The organism is Streptomyces sp. NPDC001568 (assembly GCF_042893755.1).
Classification (GTDB): domain Bacteria; phylum Actinomycetota; class Actinomycetes; order Streptomycetales; family Streptomycetaceae; genus Streptomyces.
Map to the genome: position 1 here is coordinate 52,096 of NZ_JBIAVF010000021.1, position 19,895 is coordinate 71,990.

The window sequence follows — 19,895 nt, forward strand, 5'->3', positions numbered from 1 at the left end:
CGTCCAGCTCAACCCGGAGTTGAGCGCCAAGATGGCCGGCTACCTGGACGCCTACAGGATGTCCTGCGCACGGATGGTCACACAGGCCGTGAAGGAGCGGGGCCTCAACCCGAGGGCCGCGGCGATCGCCATCGCAACGATCATCGTGGAAACCAGCAGGAACAACTACTCCCGGGCCGTCGACCACACCAGCCTCGGCCTGTTCCAGCAGCAGGACTGGTGGGGCGGTCGGGAGCAGCGACTGAACCCGGCCCACGCCACCGGCGGCACCGAGGTCACCGCCGCCGCCAACGCCGACGGCCGCATCGAGGTCTTCGGCACCAACAACACCGGGACCTTCCACCGAGGGCAGACCGGCTTCGCCACTTGGTCCGCATGGGCCTGGCTCAACAGCACCCCCGGCCCCACCCACAAGTGACCGGCACCCGACCACCCCGCACACGATCCCTGGCCGGCCGCGCCGCCGCGGCCTCCGGGGACGCCCGGTCCCCTCGTCGGGTGGGCGCGGGACCCTCCCGTTCCCTGAGGGAAGGTGTGGATCTCGCCAAGTGAAGGGGGCACATGTGCTGCGCCCGCCCCGCAAATCTCCCCCGAGCCCGGTTCCGACCCGCCACCCGCAGTGACCTTGCCCACCTTGTACGTCCAGAAGGAGGCATCCGTACCCGGTTCGGGAGGACGGATCCCCGCGTCCCGGCGTGGGGGTTACGGCCGAACGGCCGGGCGGAGCCCGGCACCCGCCACCCACGCCGGTCCCATGACCGAGTCGTGGAGGCCCGGCGCGGTCCGCCCCCGGAGGCCGTCCGGCGAAGTGGCCAAACTACGCCGGTGAACTCCCCTGATCGATGAGTATCGTTCCGCTCGTCCGGCAAGTGCGACGGGTGGAACGGGGGGAGCGGTGAGCGGCGTGGTCGTTCATCTGCCGCGGGGAAGCGGCGGCGCCGAAGGCGGCGAACCGCACGGTGACGCGGTGACGTTACGGCTCGGGCCCGGCGAGGTCGCCCGCTTCGGACGGGGCTCCGCGACGGTCCCCGTCGAGCTGCGCCTCGCCGACCCCGCGATCTCCCGGCTGGCCGGGGAGATCCGGGTCACCGACGACCACTGGCAGCTGACGAACCACAGCACCACCCACAGCTACCTCGTGGAGAACCCGGAGGGAGCGGGGGAGTACCTGAGGGTTCCGCCGCGCAGGGTCGGCGCGCCCATCCCGTTCGAGTTCTCCCGCGTGGTCCTGCCCACCCGCGGTGACGTCGCCGTGTCCTTCCAGGTGTTCGCCCCCGACCACGTCTACCTGGACCCGGACGCCATGGGAGTCCCCTGGGGGAACCGCACGGTCACCGCGTACTCCCTGGACGAGACGGCCACGTACTTCCTCGTCCTGGTCGCGCTCTGCGAGCCGCGCCTGCGCGACCAGTCCCGCGTGGCCGTCCCCACCACCCCCCAGATCGTGGAGCGGCTCAGGGGCCACGCCACTTGCGCCACCTTGACCGCGCGCGCGGTCAGCTCGCACATCGACTACCTCTCCGAGGAGAAACTGCGCATCAGCCTCCCCGACGCCCACGAACCGGGCAAGGGCGACCGCCGCAACGGCAAGCGGGAGGAGATCGTCGGGCTCGCGCTGCGGTTCGGACTCGTACGGGAGGAGAACCTCGGGCTGCTGCCGCCCCTCACGGGGTCCGGCGGGCGCGAGCGGGAGGCCGTGCGATGACGCTGCGGCACGGCCTGGAGGGCACCACGGAGTGCGACCGGATCGACCCGATCGCCCCCGGCCAACAGGTGGGCGACTGGGTGGTCACCGGGCTGATCGGTTCCGGAGGCTGGTCCACGGTCTACGCGGCGCGTCCGGCCGACCGGCACCCGGGACGGGCCTCCGGCGCCCCGGCCGACCGGCCTCCGGGCCGCACCGAGGTCGCGCTCAAGATCATGCCGACCGCCGGGCTCGCGCCGCGGCAGGCACGCAGGATCGTGGAATCCGCCCGCCGCGAGGTCGAGCTCGGGCGCAGGGCCGGCCATCCGAGACTGATCGGCCTCCTGGAGTCGTTCGTCGTCGCCGCTCCCGACCGGCCCGCCCTGGACGGCGCGATCGTCCTGGTCATGGAACGGGCCTCCGGCAGCCTGCGGGAACTCATCGACGCGGGGGTGCCCGACGCCGATCGCGGCCGCCTGATCGCGGGAATCTGCGAGGGCCTGGCCCACCTCCACCGGTCGGGCTGGGTCCACGCGGACCTCAAACCGGAGAACGTCCTCCTGGACGATGACCGCTCCGTGAAGCTCTCGGACTTCGGTCTGGCGACCGAACTGACGGGGACCCACGGCTACGCGCCGCCCATGGGCACCCTGGACTACCTCCCGCCCGAGCGCTGGCGGGCCCCCCTCGGTGAACTCGGGGTGCGCATCCGGCCGAGCGCCGACATCTGGGCCCTGGGCATCGTCATCCACGAGGTGTTCGCGGCGGGCGGCTCGCCGTTCTCCGGAGCCACGCCCATGGCGCGGGGCGCCGCGGTCCAGGAGTACGGCGAGGGTCGGGCCCCGCTGCGCATGGACCACGCGGTACCCCCGTTCTGGCGCGCGCTGGCCGCCGACTGCCTCGCCCCGACCCACGAGGCCCGCGCCCCGCACACCGCCGGGAGCCTGCTCGCCCGCATCGCCGCCCGGCAGGAAGGGCTCGGGGCGGGGCGCCTGAGGAGCAGGGCCCGCGCGGCCGTCCTCGCCACCGCGCTGTGCGGGATGGCCGGCGCGACCCTGTGCTCGGACTCGGTACGGGCCGCCACGCCCGCACCGCCCGACCTCGCGGGCGCGGCAGCCGGCACGGTCCGGATCTTCAACGCGGAGCAGAGCTGCCGGGAGCGGGCCGATCGGGCACCGCAGTGCAGTCTGGGCCTGGCGATCGATCCGCTGCGGCCCTACACCGCCGACAACGTCGTACCGACCAGGGTCTGGCACGGCGACGTCCTCGCCGCGAACTGCCAGTTGCCCGGAGGGCGACCCATCGTCGACGAGGAGGACCGGCAGTCCACCCGCTGGTACCGGGTGAGCCTGCCGGCCGGCTCCGCGCCGACGTCGGCCTGGCTGCCCGCCGTACGCACCAAGGACCGGCCGGCGCTGCCGAAATGCCCGCACCCCTCGGCGGCGCGCTGACAGGGGGCACCTCCTGGGGCGCCCACCGGGACCCGCCACGGCGACTCCGAGGAGGGGGAGGGGATGTCAACGCCCGATCTCGAACTCGGGCGGCTCGAGGTCCTTAAGACACTTCGTGTTCGGTGCGGCCGGGTCGTCGAAGAACGAGACGGCGATCTCCTGGGCACACTTCGAGGTGGCGAACACCACGTGCGGCTCGTACGGGACCGTGACGACCTTGGCCCTGGGCAGCGTACGGGCCACGTACGGCCCGTTGTCCGCCCCGGTCTGGGCGTCGAACCCGCCCGACAGGGCGAGGGTCGGGATGTCGCCCCGCGTGACGTCCCGGATCGACGGCGGCGCGGCGGGCACGTTCCAGACGTCGCAGTCCGGACGGAGGAAGGTGAGCTGCGGGGCCTGGGCCTGCACCGAGCGGGGGAACGACGGGAACGCCTGCTGTCCGCCGCGCAGCGCCTGCGTCTGGCTCTCGTACGGCGTCCACTCGCCGCAGAAGACGCCGTAGACAAGACCGTGCGCGACCCTTCCCATGGCCTGGGGGCTGAGCTTGCCGCCCGCCCACTGCCGGGCGATCCGCTGCGGCTTGCCGTTGGCCAGCTCGTCGAGGGCGGCGGGTACCTGGGGCGCCACGTGGGTGGCGGACGTCATCCAGTTCACCAGGGCTCCGCCGTCCAGTACGACCTTCACCGGCTTGTCGCTGCCGGGCGGCGTGACGGTGGTGGTGACCGGCTCGGCCTCGAGTTCGCGGACGAGCCGGTCGAAGCCGGCCGACAGGTTCGGATAGCGCTCGTTGCAGGCGGGCTGCTCCGCACAGGCCTTGAACAGGCCGTCGAAGCCCTGCCGGGCACTGCTCCAGGTCGCGACCGACCCGGCCCTGGACGGCGGCAGGATGCCGTCGATGCCCACCGAGCGAAGGCCCTCGGGATGCAGGCGCATGGAGGTCAGCGCCAGGTGCGTGCCGTAGGAGATCCCGTACAGGTTCCACTGCTCGACGCCCAACGCGGTGCGCAGGTCGTCGTAGTCGGCCGCGCTCTCGATGTCGTTGTAGGCGGCGAGGTCGATCCCGCGGCCCGCCAGTTGGTCGCGGCAGGCCTTCGTGGCCGCGACGTGCAGACGTTCGGTGGACGGAGCGTCGTACACGAGGCCGACCGAGCGCGCGTTGAACTCGTCGATGTTGGGGCAGAGGAGCGTCGGGTCGGCCGAGTAGGTACCGCGCTGGGACATGAAGATCACGTCACGGTCGCGGTTCAGGCCGCCGTCGATCGCCATCTGCGCCTCTCCCACCGCGTCGTCGCCGGGCCCGCCCGCGAGCCACACGATGGGGTCGGGCTTCGGCGTGTCGGAAGCGGCGGGCACGATCGCGACACCGAGTTCGATCGTTCGACCGCCGGCCTTGGCGCGGTTCTCGGGCACGGTGAGCGTTCCGCAGCGGGCCCCTTCCAGCGCCTCGACCGGTTCCGGCGTCCTCGGGCAGGGGCCCGGCTCGAAGCGGGCGTCACCCGCCGTCCGCGCCACCGTACCGACCGGCGGCTGCGGGGAGGGGGTGGCGTCGGTGGGGGATTGCCCCCGTGCGGGCGCCGCGAGGAGTCCGGTGACGAGGAGACCGGTCGCCACGGCGGCCGAAGCGGCGCGCAGGCGTCGTACGGTGCGGCGGTGACGGGGCGCGTGGTGACGGGGCGCGTGGTGGCGTGTCATCGGGTCTCCCGGTCATCTCGGGACGATGGTGAACGGTGGGGGTTCGAGACCGTCCACGCACGAGGTGTCGGGATCGGTCGGGTGAGCGAAGAACGATGCCAACACGCGCTGCGCGCAGGGCGACTGCGGGACCACCCAGTGGCCGATTCCGGGGACCTGCACGGAGGTCGAGCGGGACAGGTCGCGGGCCACGCCCTTGGCCCAACTCGCCCCGGTCTTCACGTCGAACGTGCCCGAGATGACGAGCGCCGGCACCGAACTGACCGTGGGCACCCGCTGGCCGGACGAGCGGTCCGCGACGTTCCAGATCCGGCACGCCTCGTACTGGAAGGGCAGCTGCGGCACCTGGGCCAGCACCGTGTCGGGCCACCCGGGGTAGGTCTTGCGCCCTGCGTTCAGCACGTCGGACTCCGAGTACCCGGGAGCCCACTCGCCGCACACGATCGAGTTCGTCAGGCCGTGCGCGAACTCGCCGACCCTCTGGACCGAGCCGCCCGCGCGGGCCTGCGCGAAGCGCTCCGGGTTGCCGCGGCCGAGTTCGTCGAGCGCCGCGGGGATGTCCTTGGGCCGGGGGGTGGAGGCGACGATCAGGTTCAGCAGCGCGCCGCCGTCGAGGACGGTCCTGACCGGCTTGCCGCTCTCCCGCGGCGTGACGTCCAGGGTCAGGGGGCGAGCCTCCAGCTTGCGCACCTGCTCCGTCAGCAGTTGCCGCAGCCGCGGGTACCGGCTCTTGCAGGCGGGCTGCGCCGCGCACGCCGCGAGGATGTTGTCGATTCCCTCGGCGGTGCTGCCCCACGCCCACGGCAGGGTCACCACCCGGGGAGGGGTGATCGAGTCGATCGCGAAGGCACGGATTCCCTCGGGGTGCAGGCGCAGGTACGTGAGGGCCAGGTTGCTGCCGTAGGAGTAGCCGTAGACGTTCCACCGCGGGATCTTCAGCGCCTTCCGCAGGTCGGCGAAGTCGGCCGCGTTCTCGGTGGTGTTGTACGCGCCCAGGTCGGTGCCGTCGGCCGTCAGGCGGTCCCGGCAGTCCTTGACCGCTTTCAGGAACGACTGCTTCGCCTGCTGCGCGTCGTAGCCCAGGCCGACGGCCCGACCATTGAAGCGGTCGATCTCCGGGCAGGCGAGGTTGGGCCGGTTGTGGAGGTTGCCGCGCTGGGCCATGACGATCAGTTCGCGGTCCTTGTTCAGACCGGACTCGACGAGGAACGGGATGTCGTCGAACGTGTCGGCGCCGGGCCCGCCCGCCATGAACACCACCGGGTCGGCCACCGGCTTCGCGGCGGTGGCGGGGATGCGTGCGACGGCCAGTTCGATGGTGCGGCCGCCCGGACGGGCGCGGTTCTCGGGGACCTCCAGGAAACCGCAGCGTGCGTCGCTCAGCGCTTCGACGGGCTCGGGCGGCTTCGGGCAGGGACCGGGTACGAACCGTGCGGGAGCCGCCGCGGCGGGCCCACCGGCCGGCCGGGCGGGTCCCGGAGGGACGCCGGCGCCCGCGGGGCCGATCGTGGTCAGGCAGACCAGGGCGACCGCGGCGGTCGTCGCCGCGTGGATGCTGTGGTGTGGCATGTGGTCTCGTTCCTCTGCCCGGCACGGCACAGCGGCCGTGCGGTGCCTGGCAGCGGTGTTCTGGGCGGAACGGCCTCCTTCCGACGCTACCGGGCGGCTGCCGCGCGTGCACCCGGAGCGGCCGGGACCGACGGGCCACCGGGCCGCCGCCCCCCGGGGGGCAGTACGGCGACGGGGCCGCCCCCGCCACGGCCGGGCCATCCGTCCGGGATCCTCCGCCTCCCGGACCCGATGACGCGCAGGGCGTCCGGGACGCAGGGGGCGCGGGGAGCGATCAGCTCGGGTCCGTCGGGGCCGCCCGGGGCTCGAAGTGGACGGGCGCCCGGAAGCGCGCCTTGCGGGCGGCGCGGCGGAAGACCGTGAGGACGGCGGGGCCGGCCAGGCAGATGCAGACGAAGTTGGTGACGGCGCGGCCGGTGTCCCAGCCCAGCGAGGTGGCCAGGTCGAAGGCGAGGTAGCGCTGGAACTGTTCGGTGAAGGGCAGGCCGGGCAGGTAGGCGATCGAGCTGTTCGGGTCGAGGGAGAAGGGCCAGAAGGAGAGGTTGAGCAGGAAGCCGAAGAGATAGCCGGAGACCGAGCCGTAGACGGCGAGCATGACGACCTCCTTGCGGCCGCCGGCCTTCGGGAGGAAGCCGGCGAGCATGCCGACGAAGGCGCAGCCGAACATCTGGTAGGGCATCCAGGGGCCCACCCCGCCGGTGATGAGGGCGGAGGCGAACAGGGAGGTGCAGCCGAGGGTGAAGCCGAAGCCCGGCCCGTACACCCGACCGGCCAGGACGAGGATGAAGAAGACGGTCTCGATGCCCGCCGTACCCGCTCCGAGTGGTCGGATGGCGGCGTTGACGGCTGACAGGACGCCGAGCATGGCCAAGGCCTTGGAGTTGATGCCGCCCTCGGCGATCTCGGAGATGACGACGCACAGCACGATGACGAGCAGGACGCCGAAGATCAGTGGCGGCGCGTAGTTCGAGCCGAACTTGCCCGGTGCGACGAGGAACGGCCAGAAGAACGCGACGATGCCGAGGAAGGCCGCCATGGCGATGACGATTCCGGCCCGCGCGTTGATCCGGATGGCTGCGGCGCGTGCGGTCATGAGGCCGGGTCCGTCCCGTGGTCGGTGAGGACGGCGGCCGCCTGCGCGACCGTGAGGTAGGGGAGCGGGGCGAGGACCTTCGCGGTCTGCGGGGCGAAGACGGGGGAGGCGACGATGACCTCGCCGGTCGGCCCGTCGGCGACGACGTCGCCCTCGGCCATGACCACGACGCGGTCGGCGGCGCGGGCGACGAACTCGACGTCGTGGGTGGAGATCACGACGGCCCGGCCCTCGGCGGCGAGGTCGTCGACGATGCGGATCAGCGCGCTCTTGGCCCGGTAGTCGAGACCGCGGGTGGGCTCGTCCAGGAGCAGCACCCGGGGTGCGGCGGTCAGTTGGATCGCGAGGACGAGGGCGAGCTTCTGGCCCTCGGACAGGTCACGGGGGTGGGTGGAGTCGGGGATGCCGGGCGCGAGCCGGTCCAGGACGGTGCGGGCCCGGATCCCGTCGGGGGCGACCTCCGACTCGGCGTCGGCCTGGTCCAGTTCCTGCTTCACGCTTTCCAGGTAGAGCAGGTCGGTGGGGGTCTGGGGAACGAGGCCGACGAGCTGCCGGGCTCGCGCGGCGGACAGCTTCCGCGGGTCCACCGGTTTCGGATCGCCCGGAGTACCGACGGCCACCGAGCCGGCCTTGCGCGGCCCGGAACCCTGGAGCGCCCAGAGCAGGGAGGATTTGCCGGAGCCGTTGCGGCCCATGAGCGCGGTGATCTCGCCGCCGTGCAGGGTGAGATCGACCTCGCGGACGGCCGGCACGCCGTGGTAGGTCACGGTGATGCCGCGTGCGGCGAGGAGTTCCGGGGGGTCCGCGGCCGGGGCGGGCCGCACCGGCGGGGGAACGGCGCCGGCCAGCCGCCTTCGCAGGGGGGCCGCGGCGCGGCGGGCGTCGCGGATCGAGAGCGGCAGCGGGGTCCAGCCCGCGGCGCGGCCCAGCTCGACGATGGGCGGGGCGATGGAGGAGGTACGGAAGATCTCGGCGGGGGCACCGGGGACGACGCGGCCGTTGCCCGGCAGGTGGATGACGCGGTCGGCGTACTGGACCACCCGCTCCAGGCGGTGCTCGGCGAGGAGGACGGTGACGCCCAGGTCGTGCACGAGGCGGGTGACTGCGGCCAGGACCTCCTCGGCGGCCGTGGGGTCCAGGGCGGAGGTCGGCTCGTCCAGGACGAGCACCCGCGGGTGGGCGGTGAGGACGGAGCCGATGGCGACGCGCTGCTGCTGGCCGCCGGACAGCTCGTGCAGGGAGCGGTGGCGCAGATCGGCGAGGCCGAGGAGGTCGAGGGTCTCCTCCACCCGCTTGCGCATCGTGGCCGGCGCAATCGCCAACTGCTCCATCGCGTAGGCGAGTTCCTCCTCGACGGTGTCGGTGACGAAACCGTCGAGCGGATCCTGGCCCACCACGCCCACCACGTCGGCGAGTTCACGGGGCGGGTGGGCGGCCGTGTCGCGGCCGTCGACGGTGACGCGGCCGGAGAGGGTGCCGCCCGTGAAGTGCGGGACGAGGCCGTTGACGGCGCCGAGGAGGGTGGACTTGCCGACGCCGGTGTGGCCGACGACGAGGCAGAGCTCGCCCTCCTCGATGGTGAGGTCCACGTCCCGCAGGACCGGCTCGGCCGTGTCCTCGTACTGGACGGTGACGTGGTCGAAGGTGATCACTTGGATTCCTCGGTGCGCTGTGCCGGGACGGTCGGGCGGGCCGGCGCGGTCGGGGGCGGGGCCAGGAAGCCCGCGGTGCCCGCGAGGAGGATCGCGGCGGCGGGTACGAGTGGCAGGGTGGGCCAGCTGAGCGGGTGGATCGAGGGGTTGAGCTCGGCCGCGTCGAAGCCGACGTGGGTGAAGAGCAGGACGGCGGAGAGGACGCCGCAGCCGGCGACGGCCCATTCGGCGAAGTGCCACGGATCGGGCCGGTAGGTGGTCCGGGTGATCCGGCGGCCTCCCAGGCGCAGCCCGGCGAAGCACAGCACGGCTCCGGCGCCCATGGCCGGAAGCCCGAGCAGCTTCGGCGCGGTCGCGTCGAGCAGTCCGTAGGCCCCGGCGCACAGCCCGCACATGCCGAGCAGCATGAGGGCGCCGGTCAGCCGGCGGGAGCGGCGGGTGGCGGTGCCGGCGCGGCCGTAGCCGCGGGAGTCCATGGCGGCGGCCAGGCGCAGGGACCGTTCGAGGGCGTCCTCGAGGACCGGGACGATGATGCCGCGCAAGGCCCGGAGCCCCTTCGCGCGGCCTGCCCGCAGGCGCTTGGCACGGTGGACGCGCTGCACGCTCTGGACGAGCTGCGGGGCCACGCTGATGGACACGGTGACGGCGACCCCCAGTTCGTAGAGGGCGCCCGGCAGGACGCGCAGGGCCCGTTTGGGGTTGGCAAGGGTGTTGGCGGCGCCGATGCAGCACAGCATGCAGGCGAGGCGCAGCCCGTCCGTCGCGGCGGAGAGCAGGGCTTCCAGGGAGACGGGACCGCCGAGCCGGATGCCCGCGTACCAGTCCGGGGTGGGGATGTGGGGCAGGGAGAAGAGGAAGTGGTCGCGCGGGGTGATGCCGGTGGCGAAGATCGCGCGGAAGGTGACGCGGATCGCGACGACGGTCAGCGCGAGGTACAGGTAGTACTTGAAGCCGCGTGCCCAGGGAGCCTCGGTCCGGCGCATGGTGATGACGTGGCCGAGGACGGCGAGGACGAGGAAGAGCAGCAGCGGGTTGTTGGTGCGGCTGACGGCGGTGGCCAGGGCGAGCGCCCAGATCCACCAGGCGACGGGGTGCAGGGTGCGGGGCAGGCGGCGTCCGCCCGTGTCCGGCGCGGGGCCGGACAGGGGCGGCTTGGTCGCCGCCGCGGTGGTGGTGCGTGACACGCGGCTACTCCGTACGACGGCGGCGCTTGGCGGCGTACCAGGCGGCGGCGCCGATCAGCAGCACCAGCGCTCCGGTGGCGACGGCGGGCAGGTACGACCCGATGTCGTGCTTCGCGTCGGCGGCGGGCGCCGCGTCGACGACCTGGGGGCCGGCGGCCGGTGCGGCCTCGGCCGGAGGGCCGGACGGCTGCGGCGTGGAAGGGGTCGGCGTGGGCGTGGCGCTCACGGAGGGGCTCGTCGAGGGGCTCGCCGACGGTGTCGGGCTCTCCGGGGCCGAGGGCGCGGGCGCCGATGTCGTCTGCGCCGGCTGCGTCGGGTCGACGGGGCGGGGGTTCTCCGGCCTGGGCCCCGTGTTGACGTTCGGCGGGAGCGGCTGGGCGGTACGGGTGTCCTGGGGCGCGGGCCCCCCGGTGGGCTTGGTGTTCTTGGCCCGGAGCTGGTCGGGGGTGAGCGTGGGCTTGCCCTCGGTGCCCTCGATGTTCGTCCCGCCGAAGATCCACAGATCGACGCTGCCGGGCGTGGGCTTGTAGAGCATGGCGCCCAGCTGGCTGTACTCCCACGTGTTCTGGCCCGGGTTCGCGTGCCAGTACGACCAGTACGCGGAGGCCGGCGGGGTCAGGACGCAGTCGTCCTGCTGCGGGGTCGGATACTGCCTGCCGCCCTGGTGGCCGCTGTAGCCGATCCGGCAGATGAAGGCGGGGCCGTCGTGGCCGGTGCCGGTGGTGGCCCAGCCGCCCTGGTTGAGCAACTCGTAGCCGGTGGTGGGTGTCGTGCCGCAGGAGCGGTAGACCGGACCGCCCCAGCGGCTGAAGTCGACGGCGAGCACGACCCCCGAGGAGGTGGTGCACTGCCCCATGGGCTGCGGCGCGGCGCCGGCCGGGGCGGCGGTCGCGGCGAACGCCGCCACCGTCAGCCCCAGCGCGGCAGCGGTCCGGGCCGGGGCCCGCACGACGCGGTCGCGGCTCATGCCCCACTTCCCGAGGTCTCGCGGCGGCGCTGCGCGGCGCGGGTGATGCCCCAGCCGCCGAAGACCAGTGCCAGCGACGCGGCGGCGAGCGTGCCGACCTGGGCGCCCGTGGAGGCGAGAGGACCGCCCCCGGCCCCCGAGCCACCCGCGGAGCCCGAGCCACCGCCGTTCTCGCCCGGTGTCACGATGACGGGCGAGCCGCCACCTCCGGTGCTCCCTCCGGTGCTTCCCCCGGAAGTGCCGCCGGACGTACTGGGGATGGGCTGGGGGGTGGTGCCGGTCAGGTCACGGGTCAACGTGCCGAAGGAGATGCCGGTGGCGCCGCCGACGGCCTGCGTGGAGGCGCGCAGGTCGGAGCCGGTCTGGCCGCCCTTGGCGACGTTGAAGCCGCCGTCGCCGTTCTGCTGGCTCGTCAGGAACGTGCGGGCCTTGGCGATCTGCGCACCGTACCGGGGCGCGTCCAGCGAGAGTCCCTGGATGGCCAGGGCGGCGGAGTTGACCGAGTTCCCGGAAGCGCCCGGGAAGCCGCCGTCCTCCTTCTGCTGGGCCGCGAGCCAGGCGAGGGCCTTGTCGACCGCCGCCTGGGAGTCGGCGTCGGGGAGGAGTTCCACGGTCATGGCGGCCATGGCGGTGGAGTCCACCTCGGGGCCGCTGGGCTCGCCGATCAGACTGACCCAGGCACCCGAAGGATCCTGGAGGCTCTTGAGGTACGCGGCGGGCTCGGCCGCGGCGGCCTTCTCACCGGCGCGGAGCTGAGCCATGACGCCGAGGGACTGCTTGAAGACGGATGTCGCGTAAGCGTAGTTGCCCTTGGCCGCGCATTCCTGGCGGGTCGAGGTCTTCGCCGGGCAGGTGATCCTGGCGAGCGCGGCGATCAGGTCCTGACCGCCGAAGTTCCGGGGGTCGCGGCCCACGGACTGGGCGAGTACGGCTGCCTTGCCGAGGGAACCGCCGTTCGCGTACTTGGTGCCCATGAGGGTCCATTCGTGGATGCCGCGCTTCTGGCCGTCCTTGCCGCCCTTGTCCATGAAGTCGACGATGTTGCGCAGGGCGGTGTTGTCCTCGCCGGTGGCGGCGAGGGCGTACGCGCCGTCGATGGTCAGGCCGTAGTCGGCGAAGCCCGTGCCGGCCTGGCTCTCGTAGAAGCGGCCCTGGACCAGCCGGGACGGGGCGGTCAGGTACGTGACGCCCTTCTTCAGGTCGGGCCCCCCGCCGGCCGGCGGCGTGGTGGGGGTGGGCGGCGTGGTCGGGGTCGGCGGTTCGATCGGCTTGGCGGTCAGGGAGGCGAGATCACTGCCGGCGCCCGCGATCGCGGACGTGGCGGTGGGGTACAGCCTCGACTCGGTGTCGTCCTCGGCGAAGCCGAATCCACCCGTCCGGAGCTGGCGCTTGGAGAGCCAGGAGACACCGGCGTCCGCGAACGCCTCGTCGCCGAGGGCGCGCAGCGCCTGCGCGGCCCAGGCGGTGGCGGTCGGGTTGCCGATCGTCTCGTAGGAGACGGCGGGCCACGCGCCGGTCGCCAGCTGGGACCTCTTCAGGTGGCCGCGGGCCTTCTGGAGGACCGCCTCGTGGCCGCCGGCCCGTTCCAGGGCCAGGGTGATCAGGCCGGTGGCGCCGGCCTCGCTCTCGCACCCCATGCTTCCGGGGCGGATGAGGACGCTGGTGAAGCCGCCGTCCTCGCACTGGAGGTGGGTGAGCCGGGCCACGGAGTGGGGCGGCGGTGTCACACCGGCGTTGACGAGGGCGATGACGGCCATGGCCTGGGCGTCGGCCTGTCCTGTCGTACGGAAGTCGCCCTTGGTGAAGCAGCCTTCGATCGCTTCGCCGTCGCCGATGTCGCGGGGGCAGGCGTACTTCACGAGGTCGCCGAGCAGGTCGTGGCCGCCGAACGCGCGGGGGTCCTTGCCGGTGGCCTCGGCGACCAGGGCGAGTCGGGCCGCCGCGGTGGCGTCCGGAACGCCGTCCTTGCCGGCCGGGTAGGCGTAGGCGTCGGTCTGCGCGGGCGTGGCGAGGAAGTCGGCGATCTTCTTCGCCACCGGGCTCTTGCGGTCGGCCGCCGCGAGCGCGAACACGGCCTCCGTGGTGAGGAAGTGGTTCGCGGCGGTGGAGCCCTCGTCGACGACGCGTTCCCCGTCGGTCAGCGTGCCGGTGACCCAGCGGGTGGCCGCGGGCACGCTGATCGCACCCGCCGGCACCGTGGGCGGGGCCGTCGGAACGGTCGGGTCCGCCGTGGTGAAGCCGCGGATGTCGTCGGGCGAGAAGGACGGCTTGCCCTTGGTGCCGGCGATGTCGGTGCCGCCGTAGACCCAGGCCTCCACGTCGCCGGGCCTCGGGTTGCGGGCCATGGCCCCCTGCTGGCTGTAGGACCACTTGCGCTGCCCGGGGGAGGCGACCCAGTACGACCAGTAGGCCGTGGCCTGCGGGGTGAGGACGCAGTTCTCCTTGTCCGGCGTGGGGTACTGCGTACCGGAGCCCTTGCCGATGCGGCAGATGAACGCGGGGCCGTCGTGGGCCGTGCCCTCCATGGTGAACCCGGCGGTCTGCAGCAACTCGTAGCCGGTGGTGGGCGTGGTGTCGCAGCCCTTCTCCCGCTTGCCGCCGAACGGGCCGAAGTCCACGGCGACGATCGCCCCGGTGGTGGCCGAGCACTGCTCGATCGGGTCGGCCGCTGCGGGCACCGTCGCGCCGACGAGGGCCGCGCTCGCGGCGAAGGTCAGCAGCGCCGCCGATACGAGCGACAACAGCCCCTTGCTCCCCAGGTGTCGCTCTGATTGCTGTGCGGTCCCCACCACGGCCCCTCGTGTCGGCCGGGCGGACCAGTGCGTGGCGAAAGGGCTTCCACAGCCCATGGGCGCACGGGGAAGCCGTTCGAACCACGCCGTAGTCCGCGACGGCGTTTCTCGCTGCGAAAACCAGGCTCCAGGCATTCCGACTCGCCCGGCGGTGCCGGGCCTACGGTTGCGGGTCAGCGCCGGATTTCGACCGGCTTCCCCTGGAGCTGAGTGCTTATCAGTCGGAGTGGACCACGCGGATAAAGACAGCGTCAAGGTGGTCTGCATCTCATGTGACACGGCGTCGGCCGCCTCGAAAGGTCCCGGGCGGAGCGGCTGGCGGAGCCTTGATCACTCGGGTAGCGTCCTGGGCTGCCACATGGGGGAACCCGGTGCGAATCCGGGGCTGACGCGCAGCGGTGTGGGACGGCAGGGGGCCGTCTCCGAGCCCGAATGCCCATGCGGCGAGGCACATCACAAGCCGTACCACGCGTTCGGACGGCCGCCACCGCGCTCCGGGCTGCCCGCCCGCACGAGTCCCGGTCAGGTCGGCGTCCCCCATTCCAGGAGCAGGCCTTGTCCCGAACCCGAACCTCCCGCCGCCTCTCACTCGCGGTGCCCGCAGCACTCGGCGCCCTCGCCCTCGCGACGCTGCCGGCCTTCGCCACCTCCTCGCCCGCGCAGATCGCCACGTCGAAGACGAACGGTGTGACCTACCTCAAGTCGCTCCAGGCCGCCGATGGTTCGTACGCGGGCAGCGGCCTGTCCAACGAGTGGGCGTTCAGCACCTTCGCGGCCACCGGTACGGCCGTCGTCGACGTCCACCCGGGCGGCGACACCACCAAGAACGCACGCACCGTCTACCGCAACCTGCTGTCGACGGCGGGCTGGCCGCAGGCGTCCCCGGTGGTCACCGACTACGAGCGCGGCACCCTCAACGCCTACGCCGCCGGCATCGACCCGGCCCGCGTCTCGGCCTCCCGCAACCTCATAGCCAACATCTACTCGTACTGGCAGACGGCCGAGGCCGGTTACTTCGGTCCCTCCGGAAACTTCAACGGCACGGTCTTCGCGGGACTTTCGCTGGGCGGCGCCAAGACCCAGGGCGGCGGGCCGCGCGTCCCGCAGGCGCTGACCGACTCCATCGTCACCCGCATCCGTGCCAACCAGCACGTGGACGGCGGCTGGACCTACCAGAAGGGCGAGGGCAATCCCACCGTCCTGAACTCCGCGGGCGACGTCGACATGACCGGCGCCGCCATGGCGGCCCTGTGCGTTTCCGGTGTCCCGAACACCGACACCGACGTCGTCCAGGCCAAGAACTTCCTCAAGAGCACCCTGGTCTCCGGCAGCGGCGCCTTCAACTCCCTCTACGGCGTCAACACCAGCTCCAACGGCTGGGGCGTCGCCGGCCTGAACGCCTGCGGATTCAACCCGCAGACGGGCGACTTCCTCACCGGCAGCGGCAAGACCCCGATCGACTTCCTCATCGCCAACCAGTACAACCCGGCGGGCGGCTTCAAGTACAAGCCGTCCGACACCACGCCCTCGGCCTACTCCTCCATCGACGCGCTGCGTGCCGTCGCCGGCGGGGGCTTCACCACCGCCCCGCCCGTCCCGGTCACCCCCGGCGCTCCGCAGTGGGTCGCCCAGTCCACCTTCACCGCCGGCACGGCGACCAAGCTGGCGCTGACCGTCGACGACGGCGCCGGCAACCTCAAGGTCTGCTCGGTGTCCCTCACACCGACCGGTACGACCACCACCCTCGGTGACGTGCTCAACGCCGCGCTCACCGCCGCCGCCCCGTCCGGTTGCGTCACCGCCGTCACGCCGTCCTCCGGTACCGGCACCGTCACCGCGGTCAACGGCAAGGCCAACAGCGGCTCCAACACGTGGAAGGTGAGCGTGGACGGGTCCTCGTTCGCCGGGGCCGCCCGCAACAAGGTCATCAACGTGGGCGACACCATCGCCCTGCGGTGGGGCGTCTGATCGATTCGACCACCGTGCGGGTCGCGGGCCCGGGGCCCGCGACCCGCACGGGGCACCGCGGTAAGCCTCGCCGGTGATGGCATCCCCGGGAGCCGCCCGTCCTGAGCCTCGGACATCCTTTGTGATCAGGGACTCACCGTCTTGGCCGCCGGCCCGCCGCACGGTAGCGTCACCGCGACATTTACACATAGCGACGACGGCGAGACGGAAGACCGGTGTGAATCCGGCATGGTCGCGCCACTGTGTGCTGCGACGGCGCTCCCCTCCAGGGGGTGACGGCCGCGGCGAGTCAGACCCGAGGACCGTCGTCCTGCACCACCGTATGGGACGCGTTGTTCCCCGAGGAGGTTCCATCATGGCCGAGGCTGTCGCTTCCGCTGTCATACCCACCACCGCCGTCTCGCCGTCGGCTCCGCTGCCCGTGCGCGCGGTACTGCCCTGGGCGGTCTTCGTCGGTCTCCTGATGGTCGTGGCCCTCTACTTCGTCGGTGCCGAGCAGGGCGCCACCGCCGTGTTCGCCGGCGAGGGCGTGCACGAGTGGGTGCACGACGGTCGCCACCTGCTCGGCTTCCCCTGCCACTGAGAGAGGCCACGCACATGTACGCCTCCACTGTCAGAGGTCTGCTGGTCCGCGGCATGCTCGCGGGCCTGATCGCCGGGCTGTTCGCCTTCGCCGTCGCCTATGTGGCGGGCGAGCCCCCGGTACGGGGCTCCATCGCCGTCGAAGAGGCAGCGGCCGCCAAGGAAGCCGCCCCCGCGTCCGGCCACGCCGGTCACGGCGGTGCCGAGGCCCCGGCCGAGGAAGAGGAAGAGCTCGTCAGCCGGCCCGTCCAGTCCACCGTCGGCCTCGCCACCGGCGTGCTGGTCTACGGGGTCGCGCTGGGCGGCATCGCCTCCCTCGCGTTCTCCTTCGTCCTGGGCCGCGTCGGCGGGTTCAGCCCGAGGGCCACGGCCGCGCTCACGGCCGCGGGCGCCTTCACCACCGTCTACCTGGTGCCGTTCCTGAAGTACCCGGCCGCCCCGCCGGCGGTCGGGAACCCGGACACCATCGGGCAGCGCACCACGCTGTTCTTCCTGATGATCCTGCTCAGCGTCCTGCTGGGTGTCGGCGCGATCATCCTGGGGCGGAGGCTGGCACCGCGCCTGGGCAACTGGAACGCGACGCTCGCCGCCGGCGCCGGCTTCGTCGTCGCCACGGGCCTGGCCTTCCTCGTCCTCCCGGACAACACGGACGCCGTCAAGCCCGAGTTCCCCGCGGCCCTGCTGTGGGAGTTCCGGGTGGCCTCGCTGTCCGTACAGGTCGTGATGTGGGCCGTGTTCGGGATCGTCTTCGGCGTTCTCGCCCAGCGGCTCCTGGCCCACCGCACCGACCCCGCGGGTACCGAGGCGCCGGCCCGGCCGGAGTCGGTTCTCGGCTGATCGACGCACCCGCAGCCGACCCGGAGCCCTGTCTCCCCGTACCCGCGGGGAGGCAGGGCTCGTACGTTCCGTATCCGGTGTTCACGAGCGGGTGATCGACGCACCGGACGGTTTCACTTCCCGCCCAGCACCTTGGCGTACGCGCTGAGTTCACCGATCTGACCCCTGGTCACGTGCCGGGTCTCCCAGATCAGCGAGGCGGTGTCGACCACCTCGGGCGCCGGTTCGCGATGACCGCCCGACGGGCGGACGCCGGTCAGCTCGGCCAGCACGGTGACCCGGACGCCGAGCGTCGCCGCGAAGCCGTCGAGCATCTGCGCGTCGAGCTGCCTGCGCCCCGTCCCACCGCGCCGATGGTCGAGGCCGCCTTGCACACTCCGGACATCAGGCACATCGCCTTGGCCGTCCCGGACCAGTTCAGGTTGCGGAGCGCGAGCATGCGCAGGAGGAGCGAGCCGAAGCCCGGTGCGTACTCCTCGTAGGGACGGGGCTTCCACGGAGCGAGCGTGCCCACCGGCGCGGTCATGGAGCGCGCCCGGGTGCGCAGCAGCTGCCTGCCGGACACGGGCAGAGCGAGGGAGAGCGACACCAGCGAACTGGAAGCGCCGGCCGGCTCGTCGAAGAGCCACGCGGTGGCGGGTAGGGGGAGGTCCGCGACGAGCCGCAGGTCGTGGACGCGCAGCCCGGTCCGCTCCGCGAGGTCGTCGAGGAACGCATCGGTGGCGGGCCATGCGGGCGGGAGACCGACCGCGTCGGCGAGGCGCGCCAGACGTACGTCGGGTTCGGGATGGGTCGAAGGCTCCATGACCACCATGGTTCGTAGGGGGTGGGGCGTGTCCGCGCCGCCCGGGCCGGCGCCGGGTGCGTCAGCCGCGGAGGGACGAGGACGCGCCGGTGACGGGGTACGGGACGAACGTGCTGCTGTTCTCGTCCACGGCCAGCGCCCGCCCGAGCGGCGGCACGGCCCGCTGCGGGCAGTCGAGGCGTTCGCAGAGGCGGCAGCCCATGCCGATGGGGGTGGCGGCCGCCGTGTTGTCGAGGTCGAGCCCGTCGGCGTACACGAGCCGGGAGGCGTGCCGGATCTCGCAGCCGAGGCCGATCGCGAAGGTCTTGCCGGGTTCGCCCCAGCCGCCGCGGTGGCGGGTGACGGCCCGGGCGGTCCACAGGTACCGCTGTCCGTCGGGCATGGCGGCGACCTGGACGTGGATGCGGCCGGGGGCGCTGAAGGCCTCGTAGACGTTCCAGAGCGGGCAGGTGCCGCCCGCACGGGAGAAGTGGAATCCCGTGGCCGACTGCCGCTTGGACATGTTCCCGGCCCGGTCGACCCGTACGAAGGAGAAGGGGACCCCGCGCAGCCTGGGGCGTTGGAGGGTACTGAGGCGGTGACAGACGGTCTCGTAGCCGAGGCCGAAGTGGTCGGTGAGCCGCTCGATGTCGTAGCGGAACTCCTCGGCGGCGGTGTGGAAAGCCGTGTACGGGAGGATCAGCGCGGCGGCGAAGTAGTTGGCGATGCCGATCCGGGCCAAGGGGCGTGCCTCGGACCCGGCCGGGAAATCCTCGGCGGCCAGTCGGTCCAACTCGTCCCCGTACTCGAGGAGGGCGAGCTGCGTGGCCATCCGGAAGGCCTGCTGACCGGGACGAAGTCTGCTCGACAGGTGCAGGGCGCGGGCATCGGCGTCGTAGTGGTGCAGGCGGTCGGAGTCAGCGGTGATCCTCACCCCGTGCCGGTCGGTGAGACGGTGCGTCAGGGCGCGGATGACGTCCCCGGGGCGGATTCCGATCTCGCGGGCCAGGGCCTCGGCGGCGAGGTCGGTGTCGGGGAGGTAGTTCTGCCGCCGGTAGAAGAACTCGCGGATCTCCTCGTGGGGAGAACGCGGGGCCTCCGCCGGGGCGCCGCGCCCCTCGGCCGCGTCGACGAGCCGCTCCGCGAGGAGCTGGCCGCGTCGCCCGAGGTCCAGCAGGACCGCGGCGACCGCAGGCATCCGGGTGGCCAGCTCGGCCAGGTCGGAGGAGGAGACGCGGGCCTCGGCGACCTCATGGGCCAGCGCCTCGCGAAGGTCGGCCACCATGCGGCTGGTGTCGCGCTCCGAGAAGAACCCCGGGTCCACCCCGAACGCCTCGGTGAGGCGCAGCAACACCGGGACGGTGAGCGGGCGGGAGTCGTGCTCCATCTGGTTCAGGTAGCTGGGCGAGATGCCCAGCACCCTGGCCAGGTCCGCCTGCGTCATGCGCCGTTCCTCGCGCAGCCGCCGCAGCCGTGCTCCCGCGTAGGTCTTGCTCACCGAACTCCTCCACCGTCGGACGGGTGCCGTCAGCATACGGCGAGCGGACTCATCGGTAACCTTCGCAAGCTTGGCAATTTCAGCCTCGAAGATTCGCAAACCTTGGCAGACGTCCCTCCTTGATGGCACCCAGTGCCAGTGC

General features: G+C 72.7%; 15 protein-coding genes, 1 pseudogene and 2 riboswitches. Of the genes and pseudogenes, 6 read left to right on the forward strand and 10 right to left on the reverse strand.

What is annotated here, in order from left to right; genetic code table 11:
- Positions 1–259: 259 nt before the first annotated feature.
- The 3 genes and pseudogenes from ACFY0I_RS32285 to ACFY0I_RS32295 all read left to right on the forward strand — a co-directional run.
- A pseudogene (locus ACFY0I_RS32285) lies at positions 260–418 on the forward strand (M23 family peptidase); the annotation flags it as partial.
- A gap of 477 nt (positions 419–895) precedes the next feature.
- Entirely contained in the window at positions 896–1,705 is an 810-nt protein-coding gene (locus ACFY0I_RS32290) for a serine/threonine protein kinase (RefSeq protein ID WP_388902380.1), read from the forward strand.
- The gene (locus ACFY0I_RS32295) at positions 1,702–3,135 is read left to right on the forward strand and encodes a serine/threonine-protein kinase (RefSeq protein ID WP_388902381.1); all 1,434 of its coding nucleotides are present in this window, start codon (positions 1,702–1,704) and stop codon (positions 3,133–3,135) included. Before ACFY0I_RS32290 ends, ACFY0I_RS32295 begins: the two co-directional genes overlap by 4 nt.
- Positions 3,136–3,201: 66 nt before the next feature.
- On the opposite strand, the gene ACFY0I_RS32300 is transcribed toward ACFY0I_RS32295, so the two are convergent.
- The 7 genes from ACFY0I_RS32300 to ACFY0I_RS32330 form a co-directional block, all read right to left on the reverse strand.
- Positions 3,202–4,827: an alpha/beta fold hydrolase gene (locus tag ACFY0I_RS32300; protein WP_388902383.1), complete on the reverse strand. Its 1,626-nt coding sequence runs from the start codon at positions 4,825–4,827 to the stop codon at positions 3,202–3,204.
- A gap of 12 nt (positions 4,828–4,839) precedes the next feature.
- Positions 4,840–6,396, reverse strand: coding sequence for an alpha/beta fold hydrolase (locus ACFY0I_RS32305; RefSeq protein WP_388902385.1), 1,557 nt, complete (start codon positions 6,394–6,396; stop codon positions 4,840–4,842).
- Positions 6,397–6,670: 274 nt separating this feature from the next.
- Complete coding sequence (locus ACFY0I_RS32310) at positions 6,671–7,489, reverse strand: ECF transporter S component (protein ID WP_388902387.1); 819 nt, start codon at positions 7,487–7,489, stop codon at positions 6,671–6,673.
- Positions 7,486–9,141 carry an ABC transporter ATP-binding protein gene (locus tag ACFY0I_RS32315; protein WP_388902389.1) on the reverse strand — a complete coding sequence of 552 codons (1,656 nt, stop codon included), beginning with the start codon at positions 9,139–9,141 and terminating at the stop codon, positions 7,486–7,488. The genes ACFY0I_RS32310 and ACFY0I_RS32315 overlap by 4 nt, the downstream gene beginning before the upstream one ends.
- Entirely contained in the window at positions 9,138–10,325 is a 1,188-nt protein-coding gene (locus tag ACFY0I_RS32320; RefSeq protein WP_388902391.1) for an energy-coupling factor transporter transmembrane component T, read from the reverse strand. The genes ACFY0I_RS32315 and ACFY0I_RS32320 overlap by 4 nt, the downstream gene beginning before the upstream one ends.
- 4 nt (positions 10,326–10,329) lie before the next feature.
- Positions 10,330–11,292 (reverse strand): hypothetical protein, encoded by a 963-nt coding sequence (locus ACFY0I_RS32325; RefSeq protein ID WP_388902393.1) that lies wholly within the window; start codon positions 11,290–11,292, stop codon positions 10,330–10,332.
- Complete coding sequence (locus ACFY0I_RS32330) at positions 11,289–14,081, reverse strand: prenyltransferase/squalene oxidase repeat-containing protein (protein ID WP_388902395.1); 2,793 nt, start codon at positions 14,079–14,081, stop codon at positions 11,289–11,291. Before ACFY0I_RS32330 ends, ACFY0I_RS32325 begins: the two co-directional genes overlap by 4 nt.
- Before the next feature lie 133 nt (positions 14,082–14,214).
- A riboswitch (cobalamin riboswitch) is annotated at positions 14,215–14,284 on the reverse strand.
- Positions 14,285–14,445: 161 nt separating this feature from the next.
- A riboswitch (cobalamin riboswitch) is annotated at positions 14,446–14,522 on the forward strand.
- 117 nt (positions 14,523–14,639) lie between these two features.
- On the opposite strand from ACFY0I_RS32330, the gene ACFY0I_RS32335 reads away from it, so the two are divergent.
- The 3 genes from ACFY0I_RS32335 (at position 14,640) to ACFY0I_RS32345 (ending at position 17,471) form a co-directional block, all read left to right on the forward strand.
- Complete coding sequence (locus ACFY0I_RS32335; protein ID WP_388902397.1) at positions 14,640–16,052, forward strand: hypothetical protein; 1,413 nt, start codon at positions 14,640–14,642, stop codon at positions 16,050–16,052.
- A gap of 355 nt (positions 16,053–16,407) precedes the next feature.
- The gene (locus ACFY0I_RS32340; protein WP_388902398.1) at positions 16,408–16,635 is read left to right on the forward strand and encodes a CbtB-domain containing protein; all 228 of its coding nucleotides are present in this window, start codon (positions 16,408–16,410) and stop codon (positions 16,633–16,635) included.
- 14 nt (positions 16,636–16,649) lie between these two features.
- The gene (locus tag ACFY0I_RS32345; RefSeq protein WP_388902400.1) at positions 16,650–17,471 is read left to right on the forward strand and encodes a CbtA family protein; all 822 of its coding nucleotides are present in this window, start codon (positions 16,650–16,652) and stop codon (positions 17,469–17,471) included.
- Positions 17,472–17,584: 113 nt separating this feature from the next.
- Here ACFY0I_RS32345 and ACFY0I_RS32350 read toward each other — a convergent pair whose 3' ends face one another.
- The 3 genes from ACFY0I_RS32350 to ACFY0I_RS32360 form a co-directional block, all read right to left on the reverse strand.
- Positions 17,585–17,785, reverse strand: coding sequence for a hypothetical protein (locus ACFY0I_RS32350; RefSeq protein ID WP_388902402.1), 201 nt, complete (start codon positions 17,783–17,785; stop codon positions 17,585–17,587).
- Positions 17,728–18,276: a hypothetical protein gene (locus tag ACFY0I_RS32355; protein ID WP_388902404.1), complete on the reverse strand. Its 549-nt coding sequence runs from the start codon at positions 18,274–18,276 to the stop codon at positions 17,728–17,730. The genes ACFY0I_RS32350 and ACFY0I_RS32355 overlap by 58 nt, the downstream gene beginning before the upstream one ends.
- Positions 18,277–18,337: 61 nt before the next feature.
- Positions 18,338–19,753 (reverse strand): short-chain fatty acyl-CoA regulator family protein, encoded by a 1,416-nt coding sequence (locus ACFY0I_RS32360; protein WP_388902405.1) that lies wholly within the window; start codon positions 19,751–19,753, stop codon positions 18,338–18,340.
- Between the last annotated feature and the right edge of the window lie 142 nt (positions 19,754–19,895).